The organism is Streptomyces sp. NPDC031365 (assembly GCF_055569765.1).
Map to the genome: position 1 here is coordinate 100,013 of NZ_JBVIIM010000007.1, position 24,407 is coordinate 124,419.

Annotated in this window: 23 protein-coding genes; 17 read left to right on the top strand and 6 right to left on the bottom strand. The window is 69.5% G+C overall.

Translation table 11 applies throughout. The features are described from left to right. The first annotated feature begins 263 nt into the window (after positions 1–263). Genes ACZ5C2_RS13470 through ACZ5C2_RS13485 form a run of 4 tightly spaced genes read left to right on the top strand, consistent with a single transcriptional unit; the run spans position 264 to position 3,353 of the window. Positions 264–473 (top strand): hypothetical protein, encoded by a 210-nt coding sequence (locus ACZ5C2_RS13470; protein ID WP_468789709.1) that lies wholly within the window; start codon positions 264–266, stop codon positions 471–473. After that, positions 470–937 carry an NUDIX domain-containing protein gene (locus ACZ5C2_RS13475; protein WP_468789711.1) on the top strand — a complete coding sequence of 156 codons (468 nt, stop codon included), beginning with the start codon at positions 470–472 and terminating at the stop codon, positions 935–937. Before ACZ5C2_RS13470 ends, ACZ5C2_RS13475 begins: the two co-directional genes overlap by 4 nt. After that, the gene (locus ACZ5C2_RS13480; RefSeq protein WP_468789713.1) at positions 934–2,925 is read left to right on the top strand and encodes an ATP-binding cassette domain-containing protein; all 1,992 of its coding nucleotides are present in this window, start codon (positions 934–936) and stop codon (positions 2,923–2,925) included. The genes ACZ5C2_RS13475 and ACZ5C2_RS13480 overlap by 4 nt, the downstream gene beginning before the upstream one ends. Next, a complete protein-coding gene (locus ACZ5C2_RS13485) occupies positions 2,922–3,353 on the top strand; it encodes a site-specific integrase (protein ID WP_468789715.1) in 432 nt (143 codons plus the stop codon). The genes ACZ5C2_RS13480 and ACZ5C2_RS13485 overlap by 4 nt, the downstream gene beginning before the upstream one ends. Here ACZ5C2_RS13485 and ACZ5C2_RS13490 read toward each other — a convergent pair. Together ACZ5C2_RS13490 and ACZ5C2_RS13495 are read right to left on the bottom strand one after the other, a co-directional pair. Continuing rightward, the gene (locus tag ACZ5C2_RS13490) at positions 3,324–3,725 is read right to left on the bottom strand and encodes a DUF6153 family protein (protein WP_468789717.1); all 402 of its coding nucleotides are present in this window, start codon (positions 3,723–3,725) and stop codon (positions 3,324–3,326) included. The genes ACZ5C2_RS13485 and ACZ5C2_RS13490 overlap by 30 nt on opposite strands. A 152-nt stretch (positions 3,726–3,877) precedes the next feature. Beyond that, a complete protein-coding gene (locus tag ACZ5C2_RS13495; protein WP_468789719.1) occupies positions 3,878–4,486 on the bottom strand; it encodes a TetR/AcrR family transcriptional regulator in 609 nt (202 codons plus the stop codon). Between the two features lie 106 nt (positions 4,487–4,592). On the opposite strand from ACZ5C2_RS13495, the gene ACZ5C2_RS13500 reads away from it, so the two are divergent. Continuing rightward, entirely contained in the window at positions 4,593–5,990 is a 1,398-nt protein-coding gene (locus ACZ5C2_RS13500) for an MFS transporter (protein WP_468789721.1), read from the top strand. A gap of 938 nt (positions 5,991–6,928) precedes the next feature. Here ACZ5C2_RS13500 and ACZ5C2_RS13505 read toward each other — a convergent pair. Further along, a complete protein-coding gene (locus ACZ5C2_RS13505; protein WP_468789722.1) occupies positions 6,929–9,406 on the bottom strand; it encodes an excinuclease ABC subunit UvrA in 2,478 nt (825 codons plus the stop codon). Positions 9,407–9,502: 96 nt separating this feature from the next. On the opposite strand from ACZ5C2_RS13505, the gene ACZ5C2_RS13510 reads away from it, so the two are divergent. From ACZ5C2_RS13510 to ACZ5C2_RS13540, 7 genes are all read left to right on the top strand, one after another. Then, positions 9,503–10,099, top strand: a complete 597-nt coding sequence (locus tag ACZ5C2_RS13510) for a PadR family transcriptional regulator (RefSeq protein WP_468789725.1) — start codon at positions 9,503–9,505, stop codon at positions 10,097–10,099. Next, positions 10,096–10,278: a hypothetical protein gene (locus ACZ5C2_RS13515; RefSeq protein ID WP_468789727.1), complete on the top strand. Its 183-nt coding sequence runs from the start codon at positions 10,096–10,098 to the stop codon at positions 10,276–10,278. Before ACZ5C2_RS13510 ends, ACZ5C2_RS13515 begins: the two co-directional genes overlap by 4 nt. Beyond that, complete coding sequence (locus tag ACZ5C2_RS13520; protein WP_468789729.1) at positions 10,275–10,808, top strand: GNAT family N-acetyltransferase; 534 nt, start codon at positions 10,275–10,277, stop codon at positions 10,806–10,808. The genes ACZ5C2_RS13515 and ACZ5C2_RS13520 overlap by 4 nt, the downstream gene beginning before the upstream one ends. Positions 10,809–11,036: 228 nt before the next feature. Next, entirely contained in the window at positions 11,037–11,621 is a 585-nt protein-coding gene (locus ACZ5C2_RS13525) for a YdeI/OmpD-associated family protein (protein WP_468789731.1), read from the top strand. 622 nt (positions 11,622–12,243) lie between these two features. Further along, positions 12,244–14,463, top strand: a complete 2,220-nt coding sequence (locus ACZ5C2_RS13530) for an MMPL family transporter (protein ID WP_468789733.1) — start codon at positions 12,244–12,246, stop codon at positions 14,461–14,463. Between the two features lie 114 nt (positions 14,464–14,577). Beyond that, complete coding sequence (locus ACZ5C2_RS13535; RefSeq protein ID WP_468789735.1) at positions 14,578–15,843, top strand: sensor histidine kinase; 1,266 nt, start codon at positions 14,578–14,580, stop codon at positions 15,841–15,843. Then, on the top strand, positions 15,840–16,520 hold the full coding sequence (locus ACZ5C2_RS13540; RefSeq protein ID WP_468789737.1) for a response regulator transcription factor: 681 nt from the start codon (positions 15,840–15,842) through the stop codon (positions 16,518–16,520). Before ACZ5C2_RS13535 ends, ACZ5C2_RS13540 begins: the two co-directional genes overlap by 4 nt. 140 nt (positions 16,521–16,660) lie before the next feature. Here ACZ5C2_RS13540 and ACZ5C2_RS13545 read toward each other — a convergent pair whose 3' ends face one another. Further along, positions 16,661–17,596, bottom strand: coding sequence for a helix-turn-helix domain-containing protein (locus ACZ5C2_RS13545; RefSeq protein WP_468789739.1), 936 nt, complete (start codon positions 17,594–17,596; stop codon positions 16,661–16,663). A gap of 127 nt (positions 17,597–17,723) precedes the next feature. Here ACZ5C2_RS13545 and ACZ5C2_RS13550 point away from each other — a divergent pair, with 127 nt between their 5' ends. Beyond that, complete coding sequence (locus ACZ5C2_RS13550) at positions 17,724–18,767, top strand: saccharopine dehydrogenase family protein (protein WP_468789741.1); 1,044 nt, start codon at positions 17,724–17,726, stop codon at positions 18,765–18,767. Positions 18,768–19,231: 464 nt separating this feature from the next. Continuing rightward, positions 19,232–19,759, top strand: coding sequence for a hypothetical protein (locus ACZ5C2_RS13555; protein WP_468789743.1), 528 nt, complete (start codon positions 19,232–19,234; stop codon positions 19,757–19,759). Between the two features lie 274 nt (positions 19,760–20,033). Here the strand turns inward: ACZ5C2_RS13555 and ACZ5C2_RS13560 are convergent, their stop codons facing one another. After that, positions 20,034–20,570, bottom strand: coding sequence for a DUF2249 domain-containing protein (locus ACZ5C2_RS13560; protein ID WP_468789745.1), 537 nt, complete (start codon positions 20,568–20,570; stop codon positions 20,034–20,036). A 118-nt stretch (positions 20,571–20,688) separates the two neighbouring features. On the opposite strand from ACZ5C2_RS13560, the gene ACZ5C2_RS13565 reads away from it, so the two are divergent. Then, positions 20,689–21,150 (top strand): hemerythrin domain-containing protein, encoded by a 462-nt coding sequence (locus tag ACZ5C2_RS13565; protein WP_468789747.1) that lies wholly within the window; start codon positions 20,689–20,691, stop codon positions 21,148–21,150. A 229-nt stretch (positions 21,151–21,379) separates the two neighbouring features. Here ACZ5C2_RS13565 and fdxA read toward each other — a convergent pair whose 3' ends face one another. Further along, the gene (fdxA, locus tag ACZ5C2_RS13570) at positions 21,380–21,700 is read right to left on the bottom strand and encodes a ferredoxin (RefSeq protein WP_468789749.1); all 321 of its coding nucleotides are present in this window, start codon (positions 21,698–21,700) and stop codon (positions 21,380–21,382) included. Between the two features lie 168 nt (positions 21,701–21,868). Between fdxA and ACZ5C2_RS13575 the strand changes: the two genes are divergently transcribed. Next, positions 21,869–22,576 carry a helix-turn-helix transcriptional regulator gene (locus tag ACZ5C2_RS13575; RefSeq protein ID WP_468789751.1) on the top strand — a complete coding sequence of 236 codons (708 nt, stop codon included), beginning with the start codon at positions 21,869–21,871 and terminating at the stop codon, positions 22,574–22,576. Positions 22,577–23,541: 965 nt separating this feature from the next. After that, positions 23,542–24,369: an SDR family NAD(P)-dependent oxidoreductase gene (locus ACZ5C2_RS13580; RefSeq protein WP_468789753.1), complete on the top strand. Its 828-nt coding sequence runs from the start codon at positions 23,542–23,544 to the stop codon at positions 24,367–24,369. The last annotated feature ends 38 nt before the right edge of the window (positions 24,370–24,407 follow it).

The window sequence follows — 24,407 nt, forward strand, 5'->3', positions numbered from 1 at the left end:
ACAGAAGGAAAGGGCCCGGTATTCGAATTCCGGTTCTAGATTTCGCCCGTCTCCACCCGTTACGGGGATACGAGAACCGTCGTTACCCGATCACCAGTCCGCATCGCACCCCGAGGAGCCCTCACGAATCCCGTACGCCTTCCTGCGCTCGTTCATCCCGCGTTCGAAAACACCACCGCTCCCTCAGGTACCTCTCTGCACTCCGCCACCGATCGCAACACCCTGCCCACCCGTGGGTCACGACCGCATACGAGGTACTTGCCATGATCCACGCCATCACCCCGCTGAGGCCGGCACGTCAAAACAAGGGGTATGAGCGCCCTCTGCCCGTCGCGGCGGTCCGGGCGCTGAGAGCGTTCTCCGCAGTCGATGCCCTGAGCGCGCTCGTCCACGGTCTCCGGCACGGCGATGCCCTCGTGGCCGCGCGGGGCCGAGGCACCGTCGAACGCATGGTGCAGGAGGGCCGTCTGTGAGCAAGGAGCCTCACCTGCTGATCGCCGATGTCGCCCAGGTCCTGCTCCGGTCCGACGGCGCCGCCCTGTGCGTGCGCCGCACGGCGGACGCCGCCCTCGCACCGGGACAGCTCACGGTCGCGGGCGGCCATCTGGAGGCCCGCGAACCACTCGATCACGCCGCGCGGCGCGAGGCGAAGGAGGAGACCGGGGTCCTCATCAGCGCGGAGCAGCAGGAGTTCTGCGGTCTCGTTCACCACCACGACCCCGATGGTGGGGCGGACCGGATCACCGCCGTATTCCTGGCTCAGTCGAACACGGGTGAGCCGTACAACACCGAGCCGGACAAGCACGAAGGGCTCTTCTGGGTGCCGGCGGAAAGACCGTCGCTCAACTGCCACCCTTCCACCGCCACGATCTTCCACGTGCTCACCCACGGCCCGTCCTACCGGGCCGCCAACTGGCCTGCGGGAGGCGCCCAGTGAAGAGGTTCTTCGGACCGGTCACCATGGCCGACCCGCAGGTCTCCGACGCCGAACACGAACTGTTCGGCGGACCCCTGCGCTACGACATGGGATGGTCCCAGCACGAGCACGCAACCTTGGACCTGACCATGATGTCGGCGCTGCGCTCCATGCCCACACTCGTCGGCGTCACGCTGCGCATGGCCTGGCAGGCCGACCGGCGGGCCCTGCTCTCCGTCGGAATCAGCGAGATCGGCCAGGGCATCGCCGCTGCCGGCGGCCTGCTCGCCGTCAACGCCGTCATGCACGCCCTCCTCGCCGGCAACGGCAGTGCCGCCGACCGGCTGCACGCCCTGCTGCCCGGCCTCCTGGCCGCCGCGCTCATCGGCGTCGTCAACTCCGCCCTGTCCGCCTGGTCCACTTCCCGCGCCGGGCGGCTGGAGCCCAAGGTGGAGCGGATCGCCACCACCCAGTACCTGGCGGCCGCAGCCAAAGTTGAACTGGAGGCCATCGACGATCCCGACTTCCGGCGGCTCGTGGACATCGCCCAGCACGGTCCCGGCTCCGCCCGCCGCATGATCAGCTCCTGCGTCGCCGCGCTGAACGGGCTCATCTCCTTGATCACCACCGCGGGCGTCCTGGCCGTGCTCCACCCGGTGCTGTTGCCCCTGCTGCTCCTTATCGCCGCGCCGCGCGGCTGGGGCGCCATGCGCGTGGCGCAGGAGCGGTACGTGTCGGTGATGAGCTGGATCGAGCACGTACGGGCCAGCCGCTTGATCGGCAACCTGCTCACCGAGCGCACGGCCGCGCAGGAAGTCCGCCTCCACGCCGTCGGCGCCTTCCTCCTCAGCCGCTACGAGCGCATGGCCGAAAGCGCCGAGGCCGAACAGGAGCGCCTTGCTTCCAGCAAGGCCCTGACCGAATGGGTGGCCTCCGCACTGTCCGGCCTGGCGATGGCCGCGACCTACGGGGCCATGTTCTGGCTGATCATGACTGGGCACATGAGCCTCGCCGTCGCCGGGACCGCTGTCATCGCCGTACGGACCGGCTCAGCGAGCCTGGGCGCGCTGGTCATGAACATCAATCAGCTCCACGAGGAAAGCCTCTACGTTCGCGACCACGGCCGCTTCCTCACCGAAGCCGGCCGGCGGACGCTGCCCGCCGGCGGGGCTCCCGTGCCGGAACGGGTCAAGGAGATCGTTCTGGACCGGGTGACCTACCGGTACCCCGACCGGGACACAGCCGCCCTGGACGGGGTGTCCCTGACCCTGCCGATGGGGTCGGTAACCGCGGTGGTGGGTGAGAACGGTTCCGGCAAGAGCACTCTGATGAAGATCCTCTCGGGCATGCTGCTGCCTGCCTCCGGCACGCTGCGCTGGGGCGAGGCGGATCTCACCGGCCTGGACCGGGCCCAGGTCTTCGAGCGGGTCTCCCTGCTCACCCAGGACTTCCAGCGCTGGCCCGTGACCGCCGCGATGAACATCCGCCTCGGCCGCCCCGACCACCCCGCCACGGACGACGACCTGAAGCCTTCGGTCGACTACGCCGTCGCGGGCCCCGTCATCGCCAAACTCCCCGACGGATTGCGCAGCCTTCTGGCCCGCGTGTTCCGTGGCGCAATCGAACTGTCCGGCGGCGAATGGCAGAAAGTGGGCCTGGCCCGCACGCACTGGCGTAGCTCGACATCACAGGCAGACGGCGTCCTCATCGTCGATGAACCGACCTCCGCCCTCGACCCCGAAGCCGAGATCGAAGCCTTCGACCGCATCCGCCGCCTCGCCGCACCGAACCGGGCCGTCGTCCTGGTCACCCACCGCATGTCCGGCGTCCGCCACGCCGATCACATCTACGTCCTCAACAACGGGCACCTCGCCGAGCACGGCACCCATGACGAACTCATCGCCGCCCGTGGTCGGTACGCCGCCATGTTCGACGCGCAAGCTGCCCAGTACGCCCCGAGCGCAACCATCCCCCATCCCGCCTCGCCCATCGTGTCGGACCAGGTATGAGCCGCTCGACCGAACGGCCCGCTGTGACCACGCTGCCCACCACGGACCTCGACGACGCCACCGCCCTGCGCCACCAGCCGGCCGACCACCTCGCCGCTGCCGGTCACATCCGAGCAGCGGTACGCCGGAACTATGTGATGGCTAAGCTGACGTACATCTCGGCGGTGCGAGCTGCGGAGTTGCGCGCCGTGACCATCGGCGACATTCACTGGGAGCTGGGTCAATGGGGCCGGTTCGTTGTCCAGGGCAAGGGCCCGCGGCGGTCTGGTCCCCGCGAGCGGCGGGCGCATCTGTTCCAAGAGGGCCGGGACCTTCTGTGGTGCTATCTGGAGGGGAAGCGCGGCACCCGCGCCGGTCAGTCATCACCGGACACAAAAGGGGGCGCCGAGCGGGCCGCTCTATATCCGCAGAAGCTGCAGCTCACATAGGTCGGGCGGGGCCCGTCCGTCATGGGGCGAGCCGGTGACCGCCGTGGTGAGGGAAGGGGTGGCGGGCGCATGAAGCACCGTTCCGGTCAACGCCGGCGGCGTGTATGCCGAGCCCGCGCCGGCGGCCACACACGCGCCATCGGCGTGATCGAGATGGTCCAATCCGCCGTCCGTGTGCGCGCATCCTCCGTCCGCGTGCGGCACGCCGTCCGCTGCGGCCATCACCATCTGGTGGCCGGCTGCGGTCTGCGCCGCCGGCACCCCGCCCGGGGCCAGCCCGTGCATGCCCAGAACACCGGCCGGCACCGCCAGCACCAGCAGCACGAACAGCCGCCCGGCCGGGCGGCTGCTTGAACGGGTGCTCGCGGTCACGAACTCATCGTACGGGCATCCCCGCACCGAGCCGGCGCACCCGCCGGCTGCCCTCACCGCCTCCCCCCGGCGCACATGTCCGCCACGATTTGGGGATCCCGGCGGTCACCGTCCGGTACGCGCCCGGCTTTCCTTCGCGGGTCCGGCTGGTGTCACGCGCCCGCGCCGGGTTCCGGCACCGGCCTTCCCGGCGGGGTGAAGGCGGCCAGCACCGTGGCGGTGATGTGGCCGGCGGCACGCTCGGAGGTGAGGCGGCCCGCGCGGATCTCGTCGGCCGCGCTGTGCATGACTGAGTGCAGGACGTTGACCAGCCACGCGATCGGCAGATCGGTGCGGAAGACCCCCTCTGCACGGCCGCGGGCGAGGATCGTCTCGACCCGGGCGGCCGGGCCGCTGTGCAGTTCGCGGATGCGCCCGGGGGCCAGTTCCTTCTGGGCGGCAACCAGCAGTGCACGCGCCTGGTCCACCAGATGCCAGCTGGCCTCGATATAGCGGGCCAGCGCGAGCAGCGGTTCACCGGCCAGATCGACCGCGTCCAGCGCTTGATTGCCCCGGTCGACGGCACGGCTCATCGCCGCGTCGACGACCTCCGCCCGGGAGGCGAAGTGCGCATACAGCGTCACCCGGCCCACGCCCGCGGCGCGCGCGATCTCACTGAGGCTCGCCTCCGGGTTCTGCCCCAGGCACTCGGCCGCGGCCTGCACGATCGCGTCGATGCTCCGCAGGGCGTCGGCGCGTTTGACGGTGCTTCTACTGCTCATGCCTCACACCCTACCCGTATAAGTCGTACAGAGCTGTTTGGCTTATGTCATCATCGAGTCTAACCTGAACAGCACTGTACGAGTTAGCTTTGGAGAGGTGAGCGTCATGAGCGACACGGAAACCGCGAACACACACACGCCGGAAACACCCCATCCGCAGCGCTGGCCGGTCCTCGGCCTGCTGGGGCTGGCCCAGTTGATGCTGATCCTCGACATCACCGTGGTAGCCATCGCACTGCCCCACATGGGCGCCGAACTGGACCTGGACCGCGCTGCCCTGACCTGGGTGGTCAGCGGCTATGCCCTCACCTTCGGCAGCCTGATGCTGCTCGGCGGCCGGGCCGCCGACCTGTTTGGCGCCAAGCGAATCGCCCTCGCAGGCCTCGCCGTCTTCACCGCCGCCTCGCTGGCCGCCGGGCTCGCCACCGGCGCACCCCTGCTGCTGGCCGCCCGTATCGCCCAGGGAGCGGGCGCCGCACTGCTCTCACCGGCCGCCCTGTCGGTGGTGGTGAGGCTGTTCGACGGCGACGAACGCAACAGGGCACTGGGCATCTGGTCGGCGCTCGGCGGAGGCGGCGCCGCCCTCGGCGTGCTGCTGGGCGGGCTGATCACGGCCGGGCCCGGCTGGGCCTGGGTCTTCTTCATCAACGTCCCTGTCGGCCTGATCGTCCTCGCCGCACTCGCCCGGATCCTGCCCGATCTCCCCCGCGCGGCCTCCGGCTCCCTCGACGTGCCCGGCGCCGCCCTCGTCGCCGCGGCCACCGGCGCCCTCATCTACGCACTCATCCGGGCCGGCGACCACGGCTGGCTCAACGCCCTCACCCTCGCCCTGTTCGCCGCCGCGGCAGCCGTCTACGTAGCATTCGCCGCCTGGCAACGCCGGGCGGCCGCACCGCTGATGAACCTCCGTCTGCTCGGCCGGCGCCCGGTCGTGGCAGGCATCTTCGTCATCGCGGTGGCCACCGCCTTGATGGTTGGCGTCTTCTTCCTCGGCTCCTTCTACCTCCAGAACCACCAGAGCCACGGTGCCCTGACGACCGGGCTGCTGTTCCTGCCGGTGGCGCTGGTGACCATGGCCGCCGCCACCGCGTCCGGCCGCGTGATCGGCCGCCTCGGGGCCCGGCTGCTGGCAGCGGTGGCCCTGGTCACTGCTGCCGCGGGATTCCTCGTCCCGGTCCTCTGGTCCGGCACCACCGCCATGGTCACCGGCGTGAGCATCGCCGCGGCCGGGCTGGGCGCCCTGTTCGTGGTCGCCTCGGCCACCGCCCTCAGCAGCGTCGGCCCCCACGAGGCCGGGGTGACATCCGGAATCGTCAGCACCTTCCACGAGTTCGGTGCCTCCGCCGGCGCCGCCGCCGTATCCAGCGCCGCAGCCGCCGGCATCGCCGCCCACACCGGCACCGCCACGGCGGCCGGTTTCGACGACGCGTTCCTCGTCGCCACAGGCATCGCCGCGGCCTCCGCCGTCATCGCCCTGTGGCTGATCCCGGCCCAAAAGGCGTAAGCCGATAGAAACTGGCTTCCAGCAGCGCGGACGTGCCCGCGACGATCCCGGAGCTGCTTGCGCCGTCGCGAGAGCTCGCCAGACCAGACACCGAAGCACGAGAGCCGACCGCCAGTCCTCCGCTCAGGCACGCCCTGGTTCTGCTCCCGATGCCCACGCTCGTCCTGCCCGGCCTTCTGTGCGGCAGTGAGCCCGGGTGGCCGTGGTCGGCGCCGTAGAAGCGGCGGCGCAGCAGTTACTCGTCGACTGACAACCGGGTCCGGTCGCGTCAGCCACGGAAGCGGGAGAGCCAGGTGCCGCCGGTCTTCTGCTCGGGTACGGCCTGCCCTGCACCTGGTGCTGATGCGCACCCGGCCACGCTTGCTGTACGTCGGTGACAGCCTGCCGGTCGCAGTCCTCCGCCCAGAGACCGCCGGAGTTCTTGGGCGGTGCCCAGCCGACCCGCTCGACCGCCCGCCACCGTTCGTCGGTGAACTCGGCACCGCAGACGGGACGGCGGGCCTCACCCTCGGCTGCCTGCTCCTGGGCCGCCCGCCACACCTGTGCCTGGTATTCCTCCTGCCGGGCCTTGGCCTCTTCCCGGGTGCGGGCATCGCCCGCCTCACGGCGGGGATCGCAGATCGCTTCCCGCAAGGGCTGCATGTGGTACGGCCGAAGCGGAGGAGCACCTGACCCGGCCGGGCCGTGCTCGCGCAGCCGTTTCAGGCCGGTGTGGTGAATCCTGAGGACGAGCCGGCCTGAGGGTGAGGAAGACCTGGACGGCGGTGACGAGGATGATGTGGTGGTGCCGCGGCTCGGGGGTGGCGAGGCCCCCCAGCCTCGGGCTTTCATGAGGTGGACTCGCGGACACCCGGATCCCGGACACCCGGACACCACCGCCGTCGGGCCGCGCACCGGGCAGTGGGACAGGCAGAGCACGGGCCGCGGGACGGTGCGGCTCAGCCGGTCAGGAGGGGCCTCAGGTACTGCGCGGTGACGCCCGGACCGGCCGCGACACTGGCAGGCGGGCCTGCGCCGACGACCTCGCCACCGCGGCCGCCCGCGCCCGGTCCCATGTCGATGATCCAGTCCGCACAAGCGGCGACGTGCAGGTCGTGCTCGGCGATGACCACCGAGTTGCCGGCCATTAGCAGGGTGTCGAAGGCATCGACCATGCGCTGCACGTCCAAGGGGTGCAGCCCGGTGACCGGCTCGTCGAGGATCACCAGGCCTCGTCCCCGGCCGCCACTGCCCATGAGAATGGCGTTGGCGAGCTTGAGGCGCTGCGCCTCTCCGCCGGACAACTCGGTCCCGCTCTGCCCGAGTTGCAGATATCCCAGCCCCGCCTGCCGGGTGGCGCGCAGGGTCGCGGCGAGCGGCGCGGGGGCGGGGAAGAACTCGGCGGCCTCGTCCACCGTCATCGCCAACACCTCGTCGACGGACTTGCCGTGGTAGGTGACGGCGAGCAGCTCGGGAGTGAAGCGGCGGCCCTCGCAGACGTCGCACTCGACCCACATGTCGGGCATGAAGTGCATGTCGACCTGGCGCCTGCCGTACCCCTGGCAGGCTTCGCAGCGGCCGCCGGGCGAGTTGAAGGAGAACGCCCCGGCGCCGTAGCCCAGGCTCTTGGCCTGGGGGGTGGCCGCGTAGAGTTTGCGTATCAGGTCGAAGGCCTTGGTGTAGGTGGCCGGGTTGGAACGCGGGGTGCGGCCGATCGGGTCCTGGTTGACCACCGTCACCCAGTCCACCGCCCCCGCGCCCTCCACGGCGGCGACGGCCTCGGGGTGTTCACCGCGCAGCGTGGCGGCCAGACTCGCGCCGAGGGCCTCGTGCAGGAGACTGCTCTTGCCGCTGCCGCTCACCCCGGTGATGCAGGTCAGTGTGTTGAGCGGGATGTCGACCCGGTCCAGCTGGACGTTGTGCACATCGATCCCGACCAGGGTGAGCCGGGGTGCGGCGGCCCCGTCGAAGCGCCGCTCGCGCCGGACCCGGGGGCCGCGCCCGGCGAGGTAGGCACCGGTGAGCGAGTGCGGGTTGTCACTCAGTTCCGCGGTGGGTACCGACGCGACGAGGGTGCCGCCCTCGCGGCCCGCGCCGGGTCCCAGGTCCACCACCCAATCGGCCAGGGCGATGAGTTCGGGATCGTGCTCAACCAGCAGAACCGTGTTACCCGCATCCCGCAGGGCGTGCAGGATCTCACGCAGTGGGTGCTTGTCGGCGGGGTGCAGCCCGGCGCTCGGTTCGTCGAGTACGAAGATGATGCCGGTCAGGTCCATGTTCAGCTGGGCGGTGACACGGGCGCGTTGGAGCTCGCCGCCGGACATGGACGGGGCGCTGCGGGTGACCCGGAGGTGTCCGAGACCCAGCTCGACCATGAGCCGCACCCGTCGGCCGAGGTCGGGCAGCAGGTGGCCGGCGACTTCACGCTGCATGGGGGTGAGGGTGGCGTCGATGGTGCCGACCCAGTCGAGCAGGTCCTCGATGGGCATCCGCACGACCTCGGGGTAGGTGAGCCCCGCGACCCTGACGGTGCGCGGAACGTCACCGAAGCCGCTGCCGGCGCAGGCCGCGCAGTCCTGGCGGCACATGAACCGCGCATAGTTCTCCTTGCTGCTCTCGGAGCCTGCGGCCTCGTACAGCCGGGAGACCTCGAAGACCGCTCCCTTGAGCGGCACACTGCGTTCGATGACTGTCTCCGTGCCGGACTTCTTGTGCTTGCTGACGATCTTGTAGGGGATCGCCTCGTCGCCCGTCCCGTACATAACGGCGTGGCGGAACTCCTCGGGCAGTTCGCGCCAGGGCCGGCCGAGGTCGGCCCCGTACCGTTCGGCCAGGGCGGGCAGCGCCAGGTACTCGCCGGAGTTGGCCCGCTCGAACCACTCCCCCGCGCCGGCCGTCAGTGGCAGGTCGGGCCGGGTGACCAGCCGGTCCTCGGCGGGGGTGACGAGGTAGCCGAGGCCGCTGCACCGCTTGCAGCGGCCCTCCATGCTGTAGCGGTCGAAGTAGGCGCTGGTGAGCCCGCGCAGCTCGGGGAATTCCACGGCCTTTGGGCCCAGTGCGGGCATCCTCGCGAACAGCAGCCCGAGGAAGTCGTTCAGTCCGGTGATGCTGCCCAGGGTCGAGCGGGGGCTGCGGTTCAGCCTCCGCTGGTCGACGGCGAGGGTCACCCCGAGCCCGGAGATGCGGTCCACCTGGGGGCGGTCCTTCGGGGAGATGAACTGCCGGAAGAAGGGCGAGATGCCGTTGAGGTACCGCAGTTGTGCCTCGGCGTGCACCGTGTCAATCGCTAAGGACGTCTTTCCGCTGCCGCTGACACCAGTGAAGGCGACGATCCTGTTCTTGGGGAAGGTGACGCTGGCATTGCGCAAATTGTGGGTGTTCGCTCCGACGATCTCGATGAACTCGTCGCCGAGGCTGCCATCGGCCTGCTGACTCACCGCTGCTCCTTCTGACGGACCTGTGCGGGGACTTCCGCCCTGCTTGACTGAAGCAATTACTCTCACGAGAGTAGCGTCGTGAATCTAACCCGTCTCATGGCTCTCGGGACCCTTCAGAACGTGGGACCGCTCCACGGTCACGAGATCCGCCGCATCGCCGAAGTCACCAGCGTCAGCAGTTGGGGAGGCGTCAGTGTCGGCGCTCTCTACCGCGAGTTGCGCACGATGGACGAAGGCGGCCTGGTCGAACCCATCCGCACGGAGCAGGTGGGCAGACGGCCCGCCAGGACGGTGTACCAGATCACCGCCTCGGGAGAGGAGGAACTGCGCACCCTGCGTGAACAGGCGGTCACCCAGGTACACCACGGAACTGACCCGTTCGGTGTGGCCCTCCTGTTCACCCGCACCAGCGAGCTCCCGACCCTCCTCGGCCTGCTGAAGCGCCGCCGCGAAGCGGTCCTGACCATGCGCGACGGCATCGAGGCGGAGAGCCGCGCGCTGCGCGAAGCCGGCGAGATCGGGCCGCTCGACGCCGCGATGTTCCGGCGCCGGGTGATGCAGCTCGACGCGGACCTGGCATGGCAGGACGAACTCGACCGCACGATCGCGGAGACCGTCGCCGCCGAGCACCCCGCCGGCGAGCAGAACCCCGCCGGCACCATCACTGGCACCACAGCGGAGGCAACCCCATGAACATGATCGAAGTACGAAGCCTGACCCGCACGTTCCAGGCGCCGCAAGGTGAGGTGAACGCCGTCCGAGGTGTCGACTTAATGGTCGCCACAGGTGAGATCGTGTGGTTCCACAGCGGCAACCCCGGCACGCGTCGAATTACCGCTGGGGCGTGTGCCTTCGGCAAGATGGGCGCATGATCGAGATCCGTACACCCCGTCTCCTCCTCCGTAGCTGGCACGACGACGACCTCGCACCGATGGCGGACATCAACTCGGACCCACGGGTTATGTGCTGGATCGACGACGGGTCGGTGCGCGACCTGGACCGCACGGCCGAGGACATCGAGCGGTGGGAGGAGCAGTGGGACGAGGAGGGCTTCGGACTCTTCGCCGTCGAGCTGCTGGCTTCGGGTGAACTGATCGGCTTCACGGGCCTGTCCGTGCCCGAGTTCCTGCCGGAGGTGATGCCCGCCGTGGCGATCAGCTGGCGGCTCGGCTCACAGTTCTGGGGCCAGGGGTACGCATCCGAAGCCGCGCACGCCACACTGGAGTTCGCGCTCCAGGACCGCGGTCTGGACCGCGTCGTCAGCATCAACCGGGTGGGGGACAACGCCTCCGAGCAGGTTATCCGCAAGCTCGGCATGGTGACCGAGCGGGAGATGACACACCCGGTGCACGGCTACCCACTGCGCGTTCACTCCATCGACCTCACCGAGTTCCAGGCATGAACCGGCCGAGCCGTCGATTGCCCCATACAGCCGACTGCTGCCCCAACGTCCTCGAGCGCGCTGACCGCGGTGCTACGAGAAACGGGGCTGTCGCCGGGCGCAGCGGCACGGGACACGGCACTCGCTCGGCTACCTGAGGACGGTCGGCTCGGGGACATGACGCGGGCCATCGCCGGTGCGGTGACCGGGACCGGTTCCCCGGGGCGCGGCCGGGCTAGCCTGGCCGGCATGGAGAAGTTCAACGGGGTGGAAGTCGTCGCGTTCCCCGATGCCGCGGCCTTTGAGGACTGGCTTGCGGAACACCACACCCGCCGTGAGGGCGTGTGGGTCAAGGTAGCGAAAAAGGCGTCAGGCATCGCGTCGGTCACGGAGGACGAACTGGTCGACGTGGGCCTGTGCTGGGGCTGGATCTCGGGGCAGCGCCGGGGCTTGGACGACCGGCACTACCTGCAGAAGTACGGGCCACGGCGACCGAGGAGCCTGTGGTCGCGGGTGAATGTCGAGAAGGTCGCGGCGCTGACGGCGGCAGGCCGGATGCGAGAGCCCGGCCTCGACGAGGTCCAACGGGCCCAGGAGGACGGCCGCTGGGACCGCGCGTACGCATCACAGGCAACAGCTGCCGTCCCGGACGACCTTGCTGCGGCCCTTGCCGCGGACCCGGCAGCGCGTGCGGCGTTCGACGCGCTCGACCGGACCACCCGCTACCTTGTGATGCTCCCGCTGCTCCGGGCCACGACGCCGGAGATCCGGCAGACGCGGCTGGAGCGGGCGGTTCAGCAGCTGGCACGGGGACGGCAGGTGGACGAAGGATGATCGTTTGCGGTGGAGCTCCCTGGGCCGCCGGCGCCGTGAGGTGAAACCGAGGCCGCAACGGGAGAGGTGACCGATCGGGGCCAATCCTTGACCGGCCGAGGCAGATCCTCGAATGCGCGTCGAAATCGCCGCGGCCAGGATCGCGTTCTTCGAGGCGCCGCTGCGGCGGCGCCTGCGGTGACCGTACGGTACGGCGGAGGAGTGGCTCCGCCCACGTGAGCGCATCGGCCCCTGCCTGTCCTGTCTGCGCGGCTTCGCCAGCCGTCTCGCCGAACAGGTGATCACCGTCTTGGGCCGAAGCCTGTTGCGGTAGTTCTCCCGGCCGCCCTCCGGTGCCCTTCATCCCACCGGCCTGGGGCCCGCGCCACCAACTCGGCGGCCAGTCCGTCACGCGCAGTGCTCGTCGCACCCACATCGGCCTCTCCGGCCTCGATGTCACTCGTCACGTCAGTCATCAGCTGCCGCTTAGAGCGCGTCGGCAGCATGCCTCGTCTTGGAGCCGCTCGCCAGGTCTCTACTACATTTTCAGTAGCAGCAAATGTCAGCAGGCGTACGACGACAGGCGGCCGGCATCCGGAGAGGCTGGACGGACAACCAGCACCCCATGGGGAGACCTCCTGCCGTGGCTATATTTCTTCACCGAGTAGGCCGTCTGGCCTTTCGGCAACGTTGGTACGTTGTTCTGGTCTGGGCGGCCGTCCTGGCTTTCGCCGGACTCAGCGCTCTCAAGGCTCCGGAGGCGTCCGACAAAGGGTTCTCCATGCCGGGCATCGAGTCCCAGAAGGCATTCGACCTGATGGAACAACGTTTTCCCGGTACCGCTGCCGATGGTGCCACCGCCCGGATCGTGTTCGTCGCGCCGAGCGGGGAACAGCTCACCACCCCCGGGAACAAGCAGGCCGTCGAGAAGACCGTGGCCTTCCTGGCAGGCGGCACACAAGTCGTGAGCGCCTCCGACCCGTTCCGGTCGAAGACGCTGAGCAGGGACGGTCGGACGGCGTATGCGACCGTCACCTACAAGGTCGGGGCCAAGGAACTCACCGACGCCAGCAAGAGCCGGCTGCAGGAGGCCGTCCACAGCGCTCAGGATGCCAGACTGACCGTTGATGCGGGCGGAAGTGCCCTGGACGCGGGCGGCGGGCCGGGCGGTGGGGCCGAGCTGATCGGTGTCGCCGTGGCTGCCGTCGTCCTCCTGGTCACCTTCGGTTCGCTCGCCGCGGCCGGGCTGCCGCTGCTGACCGCCCTGATCGGCGTCGGGGTCAGCATGGCCGGCATTCTGGCACTGGCCCACGCGCTCGGCCTGTCCGCGACGACGAGCATCCTGGCGATGATGCTGGGCCTCGCGGTCGGCATCGACTACGCCCTGTTCGTCGTCTCCCGCTATCGCGAGGAGCGCGCCCAGGGCCGTGCGCCGCAAGAGGCGGTTGGGTTTGCGGTCGGCACGGCCGGGTCCGCGGTGGTGTTCGCTGGGCTCACCGTGGTCATCGCGCTGGCCGGACTGGCGGTGGTGGGTATCCCGATGCTCACCAAGATGGGCCTGGCCGCGGCCGGCGCGGTCACCGTCGCCGTACTGATCGCCCTGACTCTGGTCCCGGCACTCCTGGGCTTCTGGCCGAACGCCGTTCTCACGCGGCGGGCACGCAGGGACGGACGGATCGAGGAGCAGAGCATCCGGAACAACTGGGGCACCCGCTGGGCACGGTTCGTGCTGCGGCGGCCGTTGCCTGTGCTGCTGCTGGGCGTGGTGGGGCTGGGGGCTCTCGCGCTGCCGGCCACGGATCTGCAGCTCGGTAACCCCGGGGACGAGGCCAAACCGACCTCCGCCACCGAGCGTCGGGCATACGATGCGCTGGCCGGGGCTTTCGGGCCAGGCTTCAACGGGCCTTTGACCATCGTGGTGGACGCCCGGGGCAACACCGGCGCGAAGAGCGCCGTAGAGTTCGTCGCACAGCAGATCGGCGGCACCAAGGGCGTCGTCTCCGTCTCCTCGGCCCGCTTCAACAGGGCGGGAGACACGGCAGTCTTCCAGGCCGTGCCGTCCACGGCCCCGACCGACGAGAAGACCAAGAACCTGGTCACGGCCATCCGGAACGACCGGCCCGCGATCGAGTCCAGGACCGGGGTGACGTTCGCTGTCACCGGCACCACCGCTGTCGACATCGACATCGCCGAGAAGGTGCAGTCCGCTCTGGTTCCCTACCTGACTGTTGTCGTGGGTTTCGCGATCGTACTGCTGCTGCTGGTCTTCCGGTCCCTGCTCGTCCCGCTGAAGGCGGCCCTCGGATACCTGTTGTCGGTTCTGGCCTCTCTGGGCGTGGTCGTCCTCGTGTTCCAGCAGGGCCACGGCGCCGAACTGCTGGGAGCGGAACACACCGGCCCGATCATGAGTTTGATGCCGATCTTCCTGGTGGGCATCGTCTTCGGCCTGGCCATGGACTACGAGGTCTTCCTCGTCTCCCGGATACGCGAGGCATACGTCCATGGCGAATCGCCCCACCAGGCGGTCACCAGCGGATTGCGGCACAGCGCCCGGGTCGTCGTGGCCGCCGCACTGATCATGATCGCTGTCTTCGCCGGATTCATCGGCGAGAGCGATTCAATGATCAAGATGATCGGGTTCGGGCTGGCCTCCGCCGTCCTCTTCGACGCCGTCGTCGTACGGATGGCAATCGTACCCGCCGTCCTCGCGCTGCTCGGCCACAAGGCCTGGTGGCTGCCGGGCTGGCTGGACCGGCTGCTGCCCTCCGTCAACGTGGAAGGCGGGACACCGAACCAGCAGCCCGCCGCAGCGGACCCGCAATCGGTCGGGACCTCAACCGGCCGGGAAGTATCGCGCACCTGACACCACAGCTTCTCCTCTGCCGGGGCCACCTGTGTGGGATGACACGGGTGGCCCCGACAGCCGTTCCGTGGGAGCGGACGACGACGTGTTCCAGAGCACCGACCGGAGAACCGTATGAGTACCAGCCCTGAGCGTTGCACCGACCGTTTCGAGCGGTACGCCGACCGCCATCCTCGCGTCGTCGACGCGGTCCTGGTCCTGGTGCTGATGGCCTGCGCGATCGTGGGCAGTGGTCTCACCAGGCCTGGCGCTGCCCCACCCCAGCGGGACACCACCGTCCTGGCCGTCATGGGAGTCTCGTGTCTCGCCCTGTTCACACACCGAAGCCATCCGCAGACCGTCACCGTCGTGAACGCGATAGGCATCGTGTTCGTCACCGCGCTGGAGTACGTACTGACCCCTCTGCTGCTGGCCCCCGTCATGGCGGCGTTGTACTGGCTGACCACCCACACCGGTCTCAAGACGGCACGCCTCTACAGTGTCACCACGGCAACGGCTCTGATGGCCGCGTCAGCGATCTTCGACCCCACGTACGCTTCTTCCCCCGTACCACGGTCCATCGGCTACTGTTTCTGGCTGCTGTTGCCGCTCGCCGCCGGCAGCATGACGAGGCTGCGGCGCGCCTACGTCGCCTCGGTGCAGGCCCGCGCCGAACATGCCGAGCGGACCCGGGACGAGGAGGCACGGCTGCGTGCCACCGAAGAGCGCATGCGCATCGCCCGCGAGCTGCACGACGTCGTAGCACATCATCTGGCCCTGGCCAACGCCCAGGCAGGCACGGCCGCCCACTTCGCGCTCACCAATCCGCAGCAGACGAAGGAGATTCTCACCAGCCTGACCGACACCACGTCTTCCGCGCTGCGCGAGCTGAAAACCACGCTGGGGCTGCTGCGCTACAACAGCGCCCCGGCCTCGGCATCACTGGAACCCTCTCCCGGCCTCGCCCGCCTGCCCGAGCTGGTTTCGACGTGTTCATCCGCAGGGCTCACCGTCACGGTCACCACGAAAGGCGAGCCCCGTCCGCTCACCTCCGGGGGAGACCTGACCGCGTTCCGGATCGTCCAGGAGGCACTCACCAACGCCACCAAGCACGCCGCCGCGGACTCGGCACACGTACATCTCGCCTACGAAGAATCCCGTTTGCTGATCACGGTCACCAACGACGAGCCGTACGGCACCGCCGATGTTGCCGCAGCCGCGCCGGGCCAGGGCTTCGGCATCATGGGGATGCGCGAACGAGCCCACACCGTCGGCGGCGAGTTCCGCGCGGGACCCCGCCCAGGAGGCGGCTTCGAAGTCTCCGCCTGCCTGCCGCTGCCACCCACCACACCCGAGGCGCCTTCGGAGGCCACGGATAATGCGACAGGAGAAGAAGCATGACCATCAGGGTGTTGCTCGCCGACGACCAGACCTTGCTACGGGCAACCTTCCGGATGCTGGTCGACTCCTGTGCGGACATGACCGTGGTCGGTGAAGCCTCCGACGGCGCGGAGGCGGTGGCCCTGACGCGCACCCACCACCCCGACATCGTCCTCATGGACATCCGTATGCCGGGCACGGACGGCCTCTCCGCCACGTCCGCCATCTGCGCCGACCCGGAACTGTCCGCCACCCGCATCCTCATCCTGACCACCTTCGAGACCGAGGACTACGTCGCCCAGGCCCTGCACGCCGGTGCCAGCGGCTTCCTCGGCAAGGACGTCACCACCGACACCCTGCTGGCCGGCCTGCGCACGGTGGCCTCCGGCGAGGCCCTTCTGTCCCCCACCGCCACCCGCACCCTCATCGCGAACTTCCTGCTGACACCCGCCCCCGACGCGCAGCTCACATCTGCCCACCACCTGTCGGAACTCACCGCTCGCGAACGCAAAACGATGGCCATGGCCGCCGAGGGCAAGTCCAATACCGAGACCGCCGAGACACTCACCCTCAGCCCGCTGACCGTACGCACCCACATCTACCGCGCGATGGCGAAACTGGGCGCCCGGGACCGCGCCCAACTGGTCGTGATGGCCTACCAGACGGGCCTGGTGCAGGTGAATCCGCTCACACCCTGACCCGCGACCGGCACCCGGTCGAACACCGGGCGGGCAAGCCCGAATGGCGTTGTTCACGAGTTTGGGCAGCATTTGTTCACCACTTAGGACGGCACCTGCCTTGGCACTGTTCGATTTGCCGCTTGGGCCTTGGTACTCCTTTACGGACGGAAGGTGCGGCGGTAGGTGTCGGGTGGGACACCGACGCTGCGGTGGAAGTGGCGGCGCAGGGTGGTGGCGGTGCCCATGCCGGTGGCCGCGGCGATGGTGTCCAAGGTGGCGTCGGTGGTCTCCAGCAGTTCCTGGGCGTGGCGAATGCGCTGGGTGTGGAGCCATTGCAGTGGCGTGGTGCCGGTGAGGTACTTGAAGTGGCGGCCGAGGTGACGCGAGCTCATGCGCGCCTGACGGGCCAGGTCCTCCACGGTCAGCGGCTGGTCCAGCCGCTCCAGCGCCCAGGGGAAGAGCTCGCCCAGGGGGTGGTTGCCCGGGGCGGGGAGGGGGGTGGAGATGAACTGGGCCTGGCCGCCGTCGCGGTGGGGTGGGGTGACCAGGCGTCGGGCGATCTTGTTGGCGTTGGCCGAGCCGTGGTCGAGGCGGACCAGGTGCAGGCACAGGTCCATGGAGGCGGCTTTGCCCGCGGAGGTGAGGACATCGCCGTTGTCGACGTAGAGGACGTCCGGATCGACGGTGGCCGCCGGGTGGCGCCGGGCCAGTTCCCGCGTGTGGGCCCAGTGCGTGGTGGCGCGCCTGCCGTCGAGCAGTCCTGCTGCGCCCAGGACGAAGGCGCCCGTGCACAGTGAGGCCACGCGGGCGCCGGCCTCGTGGGCCGCACGCACCGCCTCGACCAACTCGGCGGGCGGGTCGCGGTCGGTGTCGGCCCAACCGGGGACGATCACTGTGTCTGCGTGCGCGAGGTGGTCGAGTCCGTGGTCGGGTTGCAGGCGGAAGCGGTCGACGAGCACCGGACCGCTCCCGCAGAGGGAGAAGTCGTACCAGGGGTCCACGATGTGGGTCAGGTCGGCTCCGAAGACCTCGACGGCCACGGACAGTTCGTAGTGGAGCATGCCGTCGGTGACGGCCAGTGCAACAGCGGGCATGTCCGAAACTGTACGGGACATGTCGTTTCCGACGCTCGTGCGGGGCGTTGCCGGAGGGACAGGATGTGGATGTCAGGCCGCAGCGGATCGACCTCGCAGCGGGCGTTCGAGTACACGGGAGAGTTTCATGGGGTCAGGTCAGCTGGTGACGGTGTTCGGCGCCTACGGTCACACCGGGAGATTCGTGGTCGCGGAGCTGGTCGCGCGTGGGTTCGTCCCGGTGCTGTCCGGGCGCAACATACAGATTTTGGAGGAGATGGCCCACGAACACGGGCTGGAGGCCCGGGTGGCGTCGGTCGAGGACCCGGCTTCGCTGGAGCGGGCCCTGGCGGGCACGGCGGCGGTCATCAACTGCGCCGGCCCTTTCGCATCAACCACCGGCCCCGTCATCGAAGCCGCGCTCCGCGCGAAGATCCCCTACCTGGACGTGGCCGCCGAGCTCGAGGCCAACCTCGACACCTTCGCCCGCTACCGCGAGCGGGCCCGGGACGCGGGAGCGGTGATCGTCCCGGCCATGGCCTTCTTCGGCGGCCTCGGCGACCTGCTGACCACCGCGGCGATGGGCGACTGGACCGAAGCCGACGAGGCACACATCGCCTATGCGCTCAGCAACTGGCACCCCACCGCCGGTACCCGACTCTCGGGCGCGGTCTCCCGCGAGCGGCGCGGCGACCACCGCCTGCGCTACAGCGGCGGACAGTGGGAGCGCCGCACCGACGCCGCGCCCACCCTGGAGTGGACCTTCCCGGAACCGGTGGGACCCCGGCCGGTGATCGGGGAGTTCACGATGGCGGACGTCGTCACCGTCCCCCAGCACCTCTCCATCCCCGATGTGACCACCTACATGAGCGCCGAGGCGGCCCGAGACGTCGCCGCCCCTCACACGCCGGCCCCGGCCGCCGCCGACGAGCGCGGGCGCTCGAATCAAACCTTCCTCGTCGACGTCGTCGTCCGCTCCGGCGGAGCCGAACACCGGGCCACGGCCAGTGGCCAGGACATCTACGCCGTCACCGCGCCCCTCGTCACCGAGGCCCTCGAGCGCGTCCTGACCGGCCGCACCAAGACCGTCGGCGTCGTCTCCGCCGGCGAGATCTTCGACGCCCTCGACTTCCTGCACGCGCTCGACCCGCACATCACACTCGACCTGCACCCGCAGAAGCAGAACGCCTGACCCAAGCCGACCATCCTGCCGGGCACGTGCCCTCAGCGAGCCGCGGCATTGGTGTCGGAGTCCTCGTTCGATTGCCTCACCTGCACGGGTGCTGCCCGAAATCCTGAAACGCTGCCTGAACTGGTGAACAAAGCCACCCGAAGACGACGCACCCCGCCCGAGAAGCCGACCTCACCTCGCTACGTCTTCGCAGCCGGCTCCAGCCCTGAGAGCGCGCAACACGATCATGACCGGCACGTTAGCCGGTCATACACCCGGACCGGACCGGCTGACTCGAGCAGACCGGGCGCGGCCGATACGCGGCGTCTCCGGCCACAAGGCGTCACCCTTCCGGTGGCGGATCAGCCCCTACGGCCCGTGGCGATGGTGATGGTGATGGTTCACCGCCGCAGACGCTCGTCGCTGTCCCCCGCAGCCGCCATGCCCCGGGATACACTGCTCCACCCTGACTGGAGGTCACCTGAGTGTTCCCCGCACGGGTACTTGCCGGTGCTCCGTCGGCCCTGGTGATTCTCGCCCTGACCGGCTGCTCTTCCCACTGGGGCTGCACCGACACGACTGCGGAGCGCGGTGAGGCCGGTTTCAGGGTGCAGGTCGAGGACACATCCGGGCGTCCTCTCGGCGTCACCGCCGAGGTCGTTGACTGGCGCCTCGAACCCCACCCGCAGGTACCCTCCGAAGGTGACAAGGTCCGCTTCCACTACCGCTTCGACGGCGCCGATGAGGGATTGGACCCCGCAGTGGACGCCTGTGCGGTCGATAAGGAGCGCGTGGCGCTGGGGTGTCGGACGGTCCATTCGTCCCAGGCGTTCTGGCCGGACGGTGACCGCACGGGCGACGACTGGCTCGCCGTCGAGCACCCTGAGCAGGTCGCCGGAGTGCTATTGATCCCCAATGACCAGTCCCACAGCAGACGAACCTGCGCGCAGGACATCAAGGACGGTGGCGGGCCGCATCCTCCGGAACCAGCCGGCAGGGGAGACCAACTGTGAGCCGTCATTCATTTGGTGAGCCGACGAGGGCTGCGTCAGGTCGTACGGGTCCACCCCGACCTGGTCACCGGCATCAGGTGTGACCGGCCCCGGTGGCACGCCCAACCGTGAGAACGCGATGTGGCCCCGGCATGGCGTCCGCGAGCAGTGCCGCCAGAATGGGCCCGGGACCAGGACAGGCCGGTCTTCTGGTCCGTGCGGTCCGAGAGGACCGGCGTCGGGGCGTCCCCGGCCCGCAGACCGGACACTCCCTCGGACCGCACATGTTCGGCAGTCAGTCGGCGAGCCTCCCGATGCGGACCTTCCACACCTCCGGGCCCTCCTCCAGGTACTCCCAGGTGAACTGGCCGGCGTGCTCGGCGGCGAGCTGGTAGTACAGCGGCTTCGGGTCGTGATCGTTGACCAGGACGAACTGCTCGTCGGCGGCGAGCGCGCCGTAGGTGGTGAAGATCAGTTCGTGTCGGCGTGCGGGGATCTCCTGGCGGACGTCCAGTACGGCACTGGCCATGTTCTTCTCCTCGATTGACGGGACGGAAACAAACGGGACTTCGCCCCCCGGCAGGCGGGCGAGGTAGTGGAGCAGACCGTTGATCCGGTCGGCGGCGCGTGGGTGGTCGGTGTGCAGCGCCGCCCACGCGTGGCCGGCCAGCCGGCCGGCGGGTTCGACCTGGCCGGCTTTGCCGAGGGCCCGCAGTCCGCGCACCAGCAGGTCGACCGCCTCGGCCACCTCCGCCTCCGCACTCCCGCTCCGGGGCGCGGACGGCCCGGCGGCCGTCCTGGCGTGCTGGGCGGGCACCTTCGGTCCGGTCATCGTCGGCTCCCTCTTGGCTTTGCACAGCTCCAACTTGTTTTTACAATATCACCTGTCAAAACTAACCACGCCGGCCGGCGTCATGGAACGACGGCAGAAGACAGGAAGGTGCCGCCCGATGAGTGTGGAGACCGTGGCCGAGGCGCTGGAACGCGAGCATCACGAGATCGACGAGGGCATCGAAAGGTTCGCCGCCGGGCTCGCCGCCGGCAAGCCCGACCTTCGACCGCTCACTCGCGCGGTGGCGGCCCTGCGCCGGCACATCTATCTGGAGGAGGAGTTCCTCTTTCCGCCGTTGCGGGCGGGAGGTCTGGTCATGCCCGTGTTCGTGATGGTGCGTGAGCACGGGCAGATGTGGAACATCCTGGACGCGCTCGGCGGCGAAGCGGGCGACGGCCCCGTCGCGGACCTCCTGCGGGAGCTCCAGGAGCAACTGGACGCTCACAATCAGAAGGAGGAGCGGATCCTCTACCCGCAGACCGAGCGGGTCCTGACCGAGACGGAGAAGGCCGGGTTGCAAGAGCTGCTGGAGACGGGGCGAACCCCCGAGGGATGGGTCTGCGAGGCGCTCCGGCCCTGACCACGCACCACGCCGTGGGGGGGGGGGGGGGGGGGGGGGGGGGGGGGGAGAGGGAGGGGGGGGGGGGGGGAGCTCTCCCCCCCCCCCCCCCCCCCCCCCCCCCCCCGCCCCCCCCCCCCCCCCCCACCCCCCCCCTCTCCCCCCCCCCCCCCCCCCCCCCCCCCCCCCCCTCCTCCCCCCCCCCCCCCCCCCGCCCCCCCCCCCCCCCCCACGCAGGCTCACATCCCCTTCACTCCCCCTGTGGCGGAAGGGCGGCGATCAGAGGATGGTCGCGCTCGATCAACCCGATTCCTGCCGCACCGCCCGGCGACCCGAGAGCGTCGAAGAACTCGACGTTCGCCTGGGTGTACTCCTGCCACTCGGCCGGCACGTCCTCTTCGTAGAAGATCGCCTCGACCGGGCAGACCGGCTCGCACGCCCCGCAGTCCACGCATTCGTCGGGGTGGATGTACAGCGACCGCTGCCCCTCGTAGATGCAGTCAACCGGGCATTCCTCGACGCAGGCCTTGTCCTTCACGTCCACGCACGGCTGCGCGATCACGTAAGTCATGGGCGCACCTCCTCATGGCCTGAGGCCACTAGTTTTTACCAATGATATCTGTAACAAATAAGATGGCCCGTTCGGGGCACGATCAAGAGTGTCCGATCGATCCGATGTCGGCACCCCAACAACGGATCGTCCTCGTTTACACCACATACGTTGGGTAGAATCGATCTCATGAGTGAGCGGACGTTGCATGATCCAGTAGGCGCTCCCGCCGTGGGCGACAGCCGGGGCCGCGTACTCGACGTGCTGCGCGCCACGCCCGGAGGGGTCGGGGTCCGGGAGATCACCGAGCAGACGGGGCTGCATACCAACACGGCCCGGTTCCACCTCGACACCCTGGTCAAGGAGGGACTCGCCGAGCGCGACACCGGGGCGCGGGGCCGGCCGGGCAGGCCCCGCAGCGTCTACCGCGCCACCACCTCCCCTCAGGCTCCGGCAGGCCGCCGCAGCTACCGGCTGCTCGCCCTTATGCTCACGGGCCTCGTTACCGAGGCGCTCCCGCAAACGGCGGAGGCCGGGGTCAACGCCGGTGAGGCATGGGGCCGTTATCTCGCCGACACACCCTCGCCCACCCAGCCCGTCGACACCGGGGAGGCCCTCCGGCGGCTGACCCAAGTGCTCGCGGACGTCGGCTTCGCCCCCGGCCCCGTCGAGGACCGTCCGGGCCCCGTGCTCCCGCTGCACCACTGCCCGTTCCGGGAAATCGCTGTGGAACACCGCGACGTTGTGTGTTCCCTCCATCTGGGCCTCATGCGAGGTGCGCTGAAGGAAGTACGTGCCCCCCTGGACGTGGACCGGCTGGACCCCTTCGTCGAGCCCTCACTGTGCCTGGCCCACCTCACTCCCACGAAGCAACGCCGGCCGGATCAGGGTGCCTGACCACACGTGGGGCGGCTGCCCTGCGGCCCTACGCACACGCCTCCCGCGGGAGCGCTGTCCTCGGCCGAACCCTCCTCGTCAGGCCTGAGCGGGCCGCCCTCCCACTCAAGGACACGCCACCGCCTGGCGAAGGGAAGCGGAGAGGACGACAACACCGGTGTCTGCGCAGCGCACAGCTCGATGCGCAAGCCCCGTCGAGGTTGACCGCTCGCGCGGCCACCCAATGCGGAGGGCCGCGCCATGACCGGCCATCGCCACTGTCGCCGCTCCCGTATCGGCGACCACGGCCATCACGAGGATGTCCACCGTGTGGTGGAGAAGGGCTGGACCCCGGCCGAGCATCGTTCGCGCTCCTCCGGGCCCGGACACCCAGCCGTGATCGCGGAGTCCGGGCACCGACTCACGACGGCATTCCGGTGAGCAGTGGATCTGGTGGAGTCGGGGGTTCACGGTGAAGGTGCCCTCGCAGATCGGGCAGGTGTGGGCAGCCAGGCCGCCGGTGGGCGGCGCTCTTCTCTTGCAGCGGGGAGAGCAGTAGATCCGTCTCGGGCTCGGCATGACGTCGCCTTCGGAGACTGGGCGGTTGGCGGGTCTGAGGGCGAGCTGTTCGTCGTTGTGGGTGGGGTCAGGAGACTCGTGCGTTGACTCCCGTGCTCATGGCGGCGGCCTGGTTCCGGGAACTCGACCCGCGCCACGGTGCCGGACCTATCGGCCGGTACGAGGGCGCCAACGGCACGCAGCACCTGCGTGCTCGGCCGACGCGGGTCGCCTTCCCGGTCCAGCCGGACACGGCCATCCCCCTCGCGACTGGCCGGGAAGGCACGGGCACGACGGTGCCGGAGCCGACCCTCCGGGTGGATACAGCTGAGGAAGCCGTGTCCGGTTTCTCGAGCTCGGATGAACCCGCGGCGCCCGCTTCACGTCATGGGGAAAGGACAACTCGGTACCTGGGAGGAACTTCCGGCATGACGGAACCACTTACGATCGTGATCACCGGTGCGAGTTCGGGCATCGGGCTCGCCGCCGCGGAACAACTCGCCGCCCGGGGTGACCGGGTCGTCCTGGTCGGCCGCGATGAGCGTCGTCTGGCGGTCGCCGTCGAGCGGGTTCGGGCAGCCGGGCGCGGGCCCGAGCCGGGGCATTTCCAGGCCAACTTCGAACGGCTGGCCGACGTACGGGCACTCGCCGATCACCTGCTGTCCACGTACCCGAAGATCGACGTGCTGGCTAACAACGCCGGCATGGTCGCGATGTCCTATCGGCGCACCGTGGACGGCTACGAGGCCACCATCCAGGCCAACCATCTCGGACACTTCCTGCTCAGCAAGCTGCTGCGGGAAAGGCTGCGCGGGGGCAGGATCGTGAACACCTCGGTGCGTCCCGGCCCCCAAGTGCGGCTCGAACCGGATCAGTTGGACCGTGACGGGCAGCGTTACCGCGGCATAGCCGCCTACCAGGCGTCCAAGGCGGCCAACGTGCTCTTCGCGATGGAGGCGGCGCAGCGTTGGCCCGACATCCTGAGCCTCAGCCTGCATCCCGGCCTGGTCCGGACCGACATCGGCCGCGACACGGCACTGCGCTTCGTCTTCCGCTACGCGCCGTTCCTGATCAGCCCGGAGAAGTCGGCCCGACGCCTGCTACGACTCGCCACGGCGCCGGCCGACCAGCTGAGCAACGGTGCACTCCACGGCCCAGGCGACCCCATCCGGCCGAACCCCCGTATCTTCAACGCGGACAACGCGGCGCGGCTCTGGAAAACCTCGGAAGCCGCCATCGCCGATTCGGCACCGTAGCCGTCTCGTACCGGACGATTCCCGGGCACCGGGAGGCC

Bases quoted from the DNA above. Each gene is read 5' to 3' on its own strand.
- ACZ5C2_RS13565 (WP_468789747.1), top strand. From the start codon at position 20,689: ATGAGTGTGGAGACCGTGGCCGAGGCGCTGGAACGCGAGCATCACGAG.
- ACZ5C2_RS13535 (WP_468789735.1), top strand. From the start codon at position 14,578: ATGAGTACCAGCCCTGAGCGTTGCACCGACCGTTTCGAGCGGTACGCC.
- ACZ5C2_RS13470 (WP_468789709.1), top strand. From the start codon at position 264: ATGATCCACGCCATCACCCCGCTGAGGCCGGCACGTCAAAACAAGGGG.
- ACZ5C2_RS13560 (WP_468789745.1), bottom strand. From the start codon at position 20,570: ATGACCGGACCGAAGGTGCCCGCCCAGCACGCCAGGACGGCCGCCGGG.
- fdxA (WP_468789749.1), bottom strand. From the start codon at position 21,700: ATGACTTACGTGATCGCGCAGCCGTGCGTGGACGTGAAGGACAAGGCC.
- ACZ5C2_RS13495 (WP_468789719.1), bottom strand. From the start codon at position 4,486: ATGAGCAGTAGAAGCACCGTCAAACGCGCCGACGCCCTGCGGAGCATC.
- ACZ5C2_RS13545 (WP_468789739.1), bottom strand. From the start codon at position 17,596: ATGCCCGCTGTTGCACTGGCCGTCACCGACGGCATGCTCCACTACGAA.
- ACZ5C2_RS13550 (WP_468789741.1), top strand. From the start codon at position 17,724: ATGGGGTCAGGTCAGCTGGTGACGGTGTTCGGCGCCTACGGTCACACC.
- ACZ5C2_RS13520 (WP_468789729.1), top strand. From the start codon at position 10,275: ATGATCGAGATCCGTACACCCCGTCTCCTCCTCCGTAGCTGGCACGAC.
- ACZ5C2_RS13485 (WP_468789715.1), top strand. From the start codon at position 2,922: ATGAGCCGCTCGACCGAACGGCCCGCTGTGACCACGCTGCCCACCACG.
- ACZ5C2_RS13540 (WP_468789737.1), top strand. From the start codon at position 15,840: ATGACCATCAGGGTGTTGCTCGCCGACGACCAGACCTTGCTACGGGCA.
- ACZ5C2_RS13500 (WP_468789721.1), top strand. From the start codon at position 4,593: ATGAGCGACACGGAAACCGCGAACACACACACGCCGGAAACACCCCAT.
- ACZ5C2_RS13575 (WP_468789751.1), top strand. From the start codon at position 21,869: ATGAGTGAGCGGACGTTGCATGATCCAGTAGGCGCTCCCGCCGTGGGC.
- ACZ5C2_RS13510 (WP_468789725.1), top strand. From the start codon at position 9,503: ATGGCTCTCGGGACCCTTCAGAACGTGGGACCGCTCCACGGTCACGAG.
- ACZ5C2_RS13525 (WP_468789731.1), top strand. From the start codon at position 11,037: ATGGAGAAGTTCAACGGGGTGGAAGTCGTCGCGTTCCCCGATGCCGCG.
- ACZ5C2_RS13515 (WP_468789727.1), top strand. From the start codon at position 10,096: ATGAACATGATCGAAGTACGAAGCCTGACCCGCACGTTCCAGGCGCCG.
- ACZ5C2_RS13580 (WP_468789753.1), top strand. From the start codon at position 23,542: ATGACGGAACCACTTACGATCGTGATCACCGGTGCGAGTTCGGGCATC.